This is a genomic window from Jatrophihabitans sp., assembly GCF_036389215.1.
Lineage (GTDB): Bacteria > Actinomycetota > Actinomycetes > Mycobacteriales > Jatrophihabitantaceae > Jatrophihabitans_A.
This window is the reverse complement of record NZ_DASVQG010000241.1, coordinates 20,291-29,624: the sequence shown is the minus strand read 5'-3', so window position 1 is coordinate 29,624 and position 9,334 is coordinate 20,291. Positions and strand designations below refer to the sequence as shown.

Here is a 9,334-nt window from a genome sequence, read left to right as displayed (position 1 = left end):
CCCTCACGCGGCGTCGCTGCATCAGGCTTTCGCCCATTGTGCAATATTCCCCACTGCTGCCTCCCGTAGGAGTCTGGGCCGTGTCTCAGTCCCAGTGTGGCCGGTCGCCCTCTCAGGCCGGCTACCCGTCGTCGCCTTGGTGGGCCGTTACCTCACCAACAAGCTGATAGGCCGCGGGCCCATCCCTAGCCGAGAAACTTTCCAGGTCAGAAGATGCCTTCCGATCTCATATCCGGTATTAGACCCGGTTTCCCGGGCTTATCCCAGAGCTAGGGGCAGGTTGCCCACGTGTTACTCACCCGTTCGCCGCTCCGTCATCCTCCCGAAGGAGGAGCGTCGCTCGACTTGCATGTGTTAAGCACGCCGCCAGCGTTCGTCCTGAGCCAGAATCAAACTCTCCGTGAATGTTTTATGACGTCGCCGCTTTAGCGGCATTGTCGACACAGATAAGCTACCGAAGTAGCCATTTGATAGCTGACCAATCCGAGCTAGCTTGCTCGTATCAATCAAAGAAATTCGTACATGAACCCCAGCAAAAAGCTGGTGATCACGGACGAGGTTGTGCTTTTTATGGCACTAACTTTCGGCACACTGTTGAGTTCTCAAGGAGCGGACGCTCACCGTTGAGAGCCTCTCGGCTCGCTCCGGGGCAACCTGTGTAACGCTAGTCGGTCCGTTTCGCGGAGTCAAACTGACTCGCTCGGCCCGGCGCCTGACCAATCTGGCTCGATCCGAGGATCGGCCAACTGGCGGCCTCTGATGCTAGTCGGTCCGTTTCGCGGAGTCAAAGTGACCCGCTCGGCCCGCTGCCTGACCAGTGTAGCTCTCGATCCGAGGACCTGCTACCTGGTGGCGTACCCGGCCGGCCCCCGCTTACGGGCTCCGTTCGCCGTGCAGGGAAAACACTAGCCGACCTGGAAATGCTGGTCAAATCCACGGTGCCAGCTGCCTGCGCACCTCAGATGTTCGGCGAGCAGGCTCCTGATCCACCTGCAATTCAGTCCGACGGCTGGTCCAACGCGGCGGCCCCGCAACCTCATTCCAGCTCCGGCGATCCCTGCTCCGGGACGACCCGGACGACTTTCCGCTTGCCGACGGCGAGCAGCCGGCCGGTCAGCTCAGCGGCCGGCAGCTCGTAGCAGCCCCGAGCCACCGGCGTTCCATCGACCTTGACCGCTCCGGCGTCGATCAGCCGGCGGCCGGCGGAACTGCTCTCGGCCAGACCGGCGGCTGTGAGCAGCGCGGGCAGGTGCACCGGATCGGTCAACCGGGTGGCGAAGGCCGGGGCGTCGGTGGGCAGCCGGTGGTCGCGGAAGATCGCGTTGAACCGGTCCTCGGCGGCGGCCGCGGCCCGGGCGCCGTGGTAGAGCGTGACGATCTCGCGCGCCACCCGCCGCTTGGCCTGATTGGCACGCGCACCACCCGCCGCGACCTCGGCGCCCAGCTGGCTGACCTCGGCGGGATGCAGCGTGGTGCACAGGGTCGCGTACTGCTGCACGACCGAGTCCGGGATCCGCATCAGCTTTCCGAACTGCTCGTTGGCGGGCTCGGTGATCGCTACGAAGTTGCCCAGTGACTTGCCCATCTTCTCCACGCCGTCGATGCCGACCAGCAGCGGCACGGTCAGCACCGCCTGCGGCGGCTGCCCCTTCGCCTTCTGCAGCACCCGGCCCACCAGGTTGTTGAAGGTCTGGTCGGTACCGCCGAGCTCGATGTCGGCTGTGACCTCGACAGAGTCGATGCCCTGGAGCAAGGGGTAGAAGAATTCCGAGAGGGTGATGGGGACGTTGCCGGCGAACCGCTTGGCGAAGTCGTCGCGTTCCAGCAACTGCGCCACCGTCAGCAGCCGGGTGTAGTCCAGCAGCTCGGCCAGCCCCATCCCCGCCAGCCAGTCGGCGTTGTCGCGGATCTCGGTCCGGGCCGGATCCAGGATCTTCATCAGCTGGTCGAAGTAGCCCTGGGAGTTGGCGATCACCTGTTCGGCGCTCTGGGCCGACCTGGTGGCGGTCTTGCCGGACGGATCGCCGACCCGGCCGGTGAAGCCGCCGACCACCAGCACGGCGAGGTGCCCGAAGTCCTGGAACTGCCTCAGCTTGCGGAGCACCACCGCATGGCCCAGGGTCAGCTCGCTGCCACTGGGGTCGATGCCGAGCTTCACCCGCAACGGCCGGCGCTCCTGGCTGGCAGCCAGCAACCGCTCGGCAAGGCCGGTCCGGGGCAGCACCTGGGCCGCGCCGGCAGCGAGCACCTCATAGGCTGAGCGCAGGTCCGCCGGCAGCGATTCGATCAGCGACTGCGACTCTTCGGGTTCGGTGCTCACGGTGCTTCAGTCTGCCGGGTGCCGGCAACCCGTTTCCGCCCACCCGGGCGATAGGCCGACACGCTCGCCTCGTCCGGCAACCAGAACCGCCACGGATGCTCGGCGGCGGCCGCGACCCCGACCCTCGGGCCGGTGCGGTAGCCGGCCGGCGGCTCGCCTTCAGGGGCCTGAGGACCCGCGCCCGGCAGGCCGGTGAGCTGGACGGGCGAGCGGTGATCGAGCAGATCCAGGCCGGTGTGCTCGCCGGTCAGCCCGAGCACCCGGGCCAGCCGGGCCGGGCCGCTGGCCAGCTTGGCACGGCTGAGCCGCGTCCGGGTGCGGCCCTGTGCGACCGGTTCGCCGTCGAGGATCTCCGCCGCCCGCAGCAGCACCGCGGCGGCGGTCCCCGGCCGCCCGCAGGTGACGTTGGCACACCAGTGCATGCCGTACACGAAGTAGCAGTACAGCCGACCCGCCTCGCCGAACATCACCGCGTTACGCCGGGTCTGGCCGCGATACGCGTGCGAGGCGGCGTCGAGCGCACCTTCATAGGCCTCCACCTCGGTGATCCGGACCAGCACCTCGGCACCGCCGATGCGGCTCACCAGCGTGGCGCCGAGCAGGAGGGGCGCGACCTGCAGCGCCGCCCCGGACAGCAGTTCGCGATCGATGCTCACGCCGGTCAGTGTGCCAACCGGTGCTCGCCGGCCCACTCCTGATGCCCGGCCAGCACCTGGCGCAGCCGGCCCAACTGCTCGCTGACCCGGGCCGGCGCGGTGCCGCCGTGCGCTGACCGGCTGTTCAGCGACCCGGCGACGCTCAGCACCGACCGGACCCCCGGGGTGAGGTGCTCGGAGATCGCGGCCAGGTCGGAGTCCGACAGCTGCCACAGCTCCACGCCCCGGGACTCACAGACCCGGACGCACTCCCCCGCGAGCTCGTGCGCGACCCGGAACGGCACCCCCTGCCGGACCAGCCACTCAGCCACGTCGGTGGCCAGCGAGAAGCCCTGCGGCGCCAGCGACTCCAGCCTCTCGGTGTCGAAGACCAGTGTGGCGACCATGCCGGTGAGCGCCGGCAGCAGCAGGTGCAGGTTGTCGATCGAGTCGAACACCGGCTCCTTGTCCTCCTGCAGGTCCCGGTTGTAGGCCAACGGCAGGCCCTTCAGGGTCGCCAGCAGCCCGGCGAGGTTGCCGATCAGCCGGCCGGCCTTGCCGCGGGTCAGCTCGGCGACGTCCGGGTTCTTCTTCTGCGGCATGATCGACGAGCCGGTCGAGTAGGCATCATCCAGCGTCACGAAGGAGAACTCCTTGGTCGCCCACAGGATGACCTCCTCCGCCAGCCGCGACAGGTCCACCGCCAGCATCGCGGTGACGAAGCTGAACTCGGCCACCACGTCGCGTGCCGAGGTCGCATCGACGGAGTTCTCGGCCGCCGAGTCGAAGCCGAGCTCGGCCGCCACCGACTGCGGGTCCAGGCCCAGCGAGGAGCCGGCCAGCGCACCGGAGCCGTACGGGCTGACCGCGGCCCGGACGTCCCAGTCGCGCAGCCGGTCCACGTCTCGCAGCATCGCCCAGCAGTGCGCCAGCAGGTGGTGCGACAGCAGGATCGGCTGCGCGTGCTGCAGGTGGGTGCGCCCGGGCATCGCCACGCCCAGGTGCCGCTCGGCCTGCTCGACCAGCGCTGCCACCAACCGGCACAGCTGGCCGGCCAGGTCCCGGGCCTGCTCCCGCAGGTACATCCGGATCAGGGTGGCGATCTGGTCGTTGCGCGAGCGGCCGGCGCGCAACCGGCCGCCGAGGTCCGGCCCGGCCCGCTCCAGCAGTCCCCGCTCCAGTGCGCTGTGCACGTCCTCGTCGTCAGGCCCGGGCCTGAACGCACCGGTTCGGACGTCCTCGGCGAGGGAGTCCAAGGCCGCCAGCATGCCGGCCAGCTCGTCCGCGCTCAGCAGCCCGGCACCGTGCAGCACCCGGGCGTGCGCCCGGGAACCGGCGAGGTCGTGACCGGCCAGCCGCCAGTCGAAGTGCGTCGACAGCGACAGCGCCGCCAACGCCTGAGCCGGACCCCCGGCGAACCGGCCACCCCACAGCCGGCCACCCGGCCGGTCCCCGACAGGTTGCCGCGGACCGCTCACTTGCCCACTGCTCACTTGCCCACTGCTCACTTGCCCAGTCGCTGCTGCCGCCGTGCCGCGATCCGGCTGGGCAGGCCCCAGAGCTGGACGAAGCCCTTGGCCAGGCTCTGGTCGAAGGTGTCGCCGGTGTCGTAGGTGGCCAGGTCGAAGTCGTACAGCGACCCCTCGCCCCGCCGGCCGGTCGGCACTGCCCGGCCACCGTGCAGCCGCATCCGGATGTCGCCGGTGACGTACTGCTGGGAGGAGTCGACGAACTCGTCCAGCGCGTGCCGCAGCGGTGAGAACCACAGCCCGTCGTACACCAGCTCGGTCCAGCGCTGCTCGACGCCGAACTTGAACCGCCGCAGGTCCCTCTCGACCGTCAGGTCCTCGAGTTCCTGGTGCGCGGTGATCAGGGTGATGGCGCCGGGAGCCTCGTACACCTCGCGGCTCTTGATGCCGACGAGACGGTCTTCCACCATGTCGAGCCGGCCCACGCCCTGGGCGCCGGCCCGCTCGTTCAGCTCCAGGATCGCCTCGAGCACGGTCACCGACCTGCCGTCGATCGCGGTCGGGACGCCGTTCTCGAAGCTGATCACCACCTCGTCCGGCTCCCGGCTGGCGGTCGGGTCGGCGGTGTAGGTGTAGACGTCCTCGATGGGGGCGTTCCAGGGGTCCTCCAGGAAACCGGTCTCCACCGCGCGTCCCCAGAAGTTCTGATCGACCGAGTACGGCGAGCGCTTGGACTGGTCGATCGGCAAGCCCCGGTCCTCGGCGAACTGGATGGCCTTGTCCCGGGTCATGCCGCTGTCGCGGACCGGGGCGATCACCTTCAGCTCCGGAGCGATCGCGCCGATACCGACCTCGAACCGGACCTGGTCATTGCCCTTGCCGGTGCACCCGTGGGCCACGGTGTCCGCGCCGTACCGAGTGGCCGCCAGGGCCAGGTGCTTGGCGATCACCGGTCGCGACAACGCCGAGACCAGCGGATACCGCTCCAGGTACAGGGCATTGGCTCGCAGCGCCGGCAGGCAGTACTCCTCCGCGAACTCGGTCTTGAGGTCCAGCACCACCGACTCGACCGCCCCGCAGTCCAGCGCTCGCTGCCTGATGGTGTTCATGTCCTCGCCGCCCTGACCGACGTCGGCGGCCACGCAGATCACCTCGGCCCCCGTCTCGGCCCCGATCCACCCGATCGCCACCGAAGTGTCGAGGCCGCCGGAATAGGCGAGCACTACCCGCTTGGTCATTGACATATCTCCTCTTCGATCACGATCTCTCAGGTGCTGGTGGACAGTTCGAGCAGGCCGGTGGCCAGCGCCGGGCCACCGGTGGGGTCGCGGCTGATCACCACGATGGTGTCATCGCCGGCGATGGTGCCGAGCACTTCGGGCAGGCCCGCCCGGTCGATGGCGCTGGCGAGGAAGTTGGACGCGCCGGGCGGTGTCCGCAGCACCACCAGGTTGGCGCTGCCCTCCGCGGACACCAGCAGCTCGCCGAGCAACCGTGCCAACCGATGCGGCGGGGCGTCGTGCACCTGGCGGGCCGCCAGCGGGGCACCGTCCTGCGGCACCACGTACACCGGCTGGCCGCCGTCGGGGGTGCGCAGCTTGACCGCCCCGAGCTCGTCGAGGTCGCGGCTGAGGGTCGCCTGGGTGACCGGCACCCCCGCGGCGGCGAGCAACGCCGCCAGTTCGCTCTGCGAGCGCACCGGCTGCTCCGACAGCAGGGTCAGGATCCGGGCATGCCGCGCCGCCCGGCTGGGCAGGTCCTGCTGCTGGCCGGCGACGGGTCGCTCCGCTCGGGTGGTGCGCGCCATCAGGACCTTTCCAGCAGCCACGTGAGCAACGCCTTCTGGACATGCAGCCGGTTCTCTGCCTCGTCCCACACCACGCTCTGCGGCCCGTCGATGACCTCGGCCGTGATCTCCTTGCCGCGGTAGGCCGGCAGGCAGTGCAGCACGATGGCATCGGGCGCGGCCAGTTCCAGGGTTCTCGCGGTGATCCCGAAGGGCCGCAAGGCGTCCTCGCGCCCGGTCTCGTCGACCTTGCGGCCCATCGACACCCAGGTGTCGGTGATCAGGACGTCGGCGCCCTCGACCGCGGCCACCGGATCGGAGGTGATCGTCACCGAGCCGCCGGTGCCTGCCGCCAGCGCCCGGGACCGCTCCACGATCCGCGGATCGGGCGAGTACCCGGCCGGCCCGCCGATCCTGACGTGGACGCCGGCCGCGGCACCGCCGAGCAGGTAGGAGTTGCCCATGTTGTTGGAGGTGTCACCGACATAGCTGACCGTCAGGCCGGCCAGCGTCGCCTTGTGCTGCCGGATGGTCTGCAGGTCCGCCAGGATCTGGCACGGGTGGAAGTCGTCGGTCAGGCCGTTGACCACCGGCACCGAACTCGCTGCCGCCAGGGCGGTCAACCGGTCCTGCGCGAAGGTCCGCCACACGATGGCGGCCACCTGCCGGTCCAGCACCCGGGCGGTGTCCTCGATCGGTTCGCCGCGGTCGAGTTGGCTGAGCTTGGACTCGATGATCATCGGGTAGCCGCCGAGCTCGGCGATGCCGACGCTGAAGGAGACTCTGGTCCGGGTGGAGGGCTTGTCGAAGATGACGGCCACTGCCCGCGGACCGGCCAGTGGACGGCGGGAGAACCGGTCGGCCTTGAACTCGTCGGCCAGATCGAGCACCTCGATCAGCTCGTCCGGGCTGAGGTCGTCGTCCCGCAGGAAGTGCCGGGTCATGTCAGGGCGACTGCCTGGTGAGCGTGCACCGTCTCCAACGCCGCCCGCAGCGCGTGCAACGCCTCGTCGATCTCGGACTCGGACACGATCAGCGGCGGCGCCAGCCGGAGCACGTTCGGCCGGACCGGGTTCACCAGCAGCCCCCGCTCGCGAGCGGCCCGCTCGATCGCCGCGGCGCAGTCGGAGGTCAGCACCACGGCGTACCACAGGCCACTGCCGCGCACCTGCCGGATCAGCGGGCTGTCCAGTTGCCGCAGGCCCGCTTCCAACACGGCGCCGCACCGGCGGACGTGCTCCAGCAGGCCGTCGCCCTCGATGGTGTCCAGCACCGCCAGGGCAGCCGCGCAGGACACCGGGTTGCCGCCGAAGGTGCTGCCGTGCGCCCCCGGCGTGAACAACCCGGCCACCTTGCCGAAGCCGATGCAGGCGCCGATCGGCATGCCACCGGCCAGGCCCTTGGCCAGGGTCATGATGTCTGGCACCACCCCGGCCGCGATGCCGGCGAACCAGTGCCCGGTCCGCCCGATCCCGGACTGGACCTCGTCGATGACCAGCAGGGCGCCGGCCCGGTCACAGATCTCCCGGGCGGCCCGCAGGTAATCCGGCGGCGGCACCACCACCCCGGCCTCGCCCTGGGTGGGCTCGAGGAACACCGCCGCGACCGTTGGGTCCACCGCCGCCCGCAGCGCTGCCACGTCGCCGTAGTCCACGAAGCTGACCGGTCCGGGCAGCGGCTCGAACGGCTCGCGCTTGGCCGGGTTGCCGGTTATCGACAGCGCCCCCATGGTGCGGCCGTGAAAGCCGTTACCGGTCGCGACCAGGCGCAGCCGGCCGCCGCCGGGATCGACCGACCGGCCGTAGAGCCGGCTGAGCTTGATCGCGCACTCGTTGGCCTCGGCGCCGTCGTTGGCGAAGAACACCCGGGCCGCCGGGTCACCGACCAGGGACTGCAGCCGCTCGGCCAGCCGGACACCCGGTTCGTGGAGAAACAGGTTCGAGGTGTGGGCCAGTGCCGCGACCTGCTCGCTGACCGCCGCCACGATCGCCGGGTGCGCGTGGCCCAGCGCCGAGACGGCGATGCCGGCCACGAAGTCGAGGTAGCTGTTGCCCTCGACGTCGGTGACCCGGACCCCCTTGCCGGAGGCCAAGGCCAGCGACGGGGTGCCGTAGTTGTCCATCATCACGGCGGCCCATCGCTTGGCCAGCAGCTCGCTGGTCATGACACTGGTCCTGAGTGGGCCCCGCCGCCGGCCGCTCCGGCCGGGGTCGTGTCTGGCAGCACCATGGTTCCTATCCCCTCGGTGGTGAAGATCTCCAGCAACAGCGCGTGCGGGGCCCGGCCGTCCAGAACGGTCGCCGAGGGCACCCCGGCCTGAACCGCCCGCAGGCAGGCCTCCATCTTCGGCACCATCCCGGCTGCCAGGGTGGGCAGCTTCGCGGCCAGCTGGCTGGCCCGGATCTCGGTGATGACCTCGCTGCTGTCCGGCCAGTCCGCGTACAGCCCGGCCACGTCGGTGAGCACGATCAGCTTCTCCGCACCCAGCGCCGCGGCCAGCGCGGCGGCGGCGGTGTCGGCGTTGACGTTGTAGGACAGCCCGTCCGCGCCCCGGGCCACGCTGGCGATCACCGGGATCCGGCCGGCGTCCAGCAGCGCGGTCACCGCGCTGGGATCGACCGCCACCACATCACCGACCTGGCCGATGTCGACCGGCTGCCCGTCGACCAGAGCCGGCCGCCGCTCGGCCCGCAACATGCCGGCGTCCTCGCCGGAGAGCCCGACGGCGAAGGTGCCGTGGTCGTTGATCAGGTTCACGACGTCACCGTTGACCTGGCCGGTCAGCACCATCCGGACCACTGTCATCGCTTCCGGCGTGGTGACCCGCAGGCCACCGCGGAACTCACTCGGGATGCCGAGGCGTTGCAGCTGCTCGGTGATCTGCGGGCCCCCGCCGTGCACGACGACCGGCCGCACGCCCGCGTAGCGCAGGAACACCACGTCCTGGGCGAAGCCGGTCTGCAACTCGGGCGCCGTCATGGCGTTGCCGCCGTACTTGACCACCACCACCTTGCCGGAGAAGCGCTGCAGCCAGGGCAGCGCGTCGATCAGGGTGGCGGCCTGCTGAGCGGCCACCTGCGCGGTGACCACCGGCTTGGACGCGGCGACCGGCCGGCTCATGCGG

Annotated in this window: 8 protein-coding genes and 1 rRNA gene; all 9 read right to left on the bottom strand. The window is 70.3% G+C overall.

Annotation, left to right across the window (positions count from 1 at the left end):
- Nucleotides 1-405: ribosomal RNA gene (locus VF542_RS13505) — 16S ribosomal RNA — on the bottom strand; the annotation flags it as partial.
- 631 nt (nt 406-1,036) lie between these two features.
- Complete coding sequence (gene tyrS / locus VF542_RS13500) at nt 1,037-2,320, bottom strand: tyrosine--tRNA ligase (RefSeq protein ID WP_408652223.1); 1,284 nt, start codon at nt 2,318-2,320, stop codon at nt 1,037-1,039.
- Nucleotides 2,317-2,976, bottom strand: a complete 660-nt coding sequence (locus VF542_RS13495) for a DNA-3-methyladenine glycosylase (RefSeq protein ID WP_408652222.1) — start codon at nt 2,974-2,976, stop codon at nt 2,317-2,319. The genes tyrS and VF542_RS13495 overlap by 4 nt, the downstream gene beginning before the upstream one ends.
- Nucleotides 2,977-2,981: 5 nt before the next feature.
- Entirely contained in the window at nt 2,982-4,433 is a 1,452-nt protein-coding gene (gene argH, locus VF542_RS13490) for an argininosuccinate lyase (protein WP_408652221.1), read from the bottom strand.
- A gap of 26 nt (nt 4,434-4,459) precedes the next feature.
- On the bottom strand, nt 4,460-5,662 hold the full coding sequence (locus tag VF542_RS13485) for an argininosuccinate synthase (RefSeq protein ID WP_408652220.1): 1,203 nt from the start codon (nt 5,660-5,662) through the stop codon (nt 4,460-4,462).
- A 29-nt stretch (nt 5,663-5,691) separates the two neighbouring features.
- On the bottom strand, nt 5,692-6,231 hold the full coding sequence (locus VF542_RS13480; protein WP_408652226.1) for an arginine repressor: 540 nt from the start codon (nt 6,229-6,231) through the stop codon (nt 5,692-5,694).
- On the bottom strand, nt 6,231-7,154 hold the full coding sequence (argF, locus tag VF542_RS13475; RefSeq protein WP_408652219.1) for an ornithine carbamoyltransferase: 924 nt from the start codon (nt 7,152-7,154) through the stop codon (nt 6,231-6,233). Before argF ends, VF542_RS13480 begins: the two co-directional genes overlap by 1 nt.
- On the bottom strand, nt 7,151-8,374 hold the full coding sequence (locus VF542_RS13470) for an acetylornithine transaminase (RefSeq protein ID WP_408652218.1): 1,224 nt from the start codon (nt 8,372-8,374) through the stop codon (nt 7,151-7,153). The genes argF and VF542_RS13470 overlap by 4 nt, the downstream gene beginning before the upstream one ends.
- The gene (gene argB, locus VF542_RS13465) at nt 8,371-9,330 is read right to left on the bottom strand and encodes an acetylglutamate kinase (RefSeq protein ID WP_408652217.1); all 960 of its coding nucleotides are present in this window, start codon (nt 9,328-9,330) and stop codon (nt 8,371-8,373) included. Before argB ends, VF542_RS13470 begins: the two co-directional genes overlap by 4 nt.
- Nucleotides 9,331-9,334: the final 4 nt, after the last annotated feature.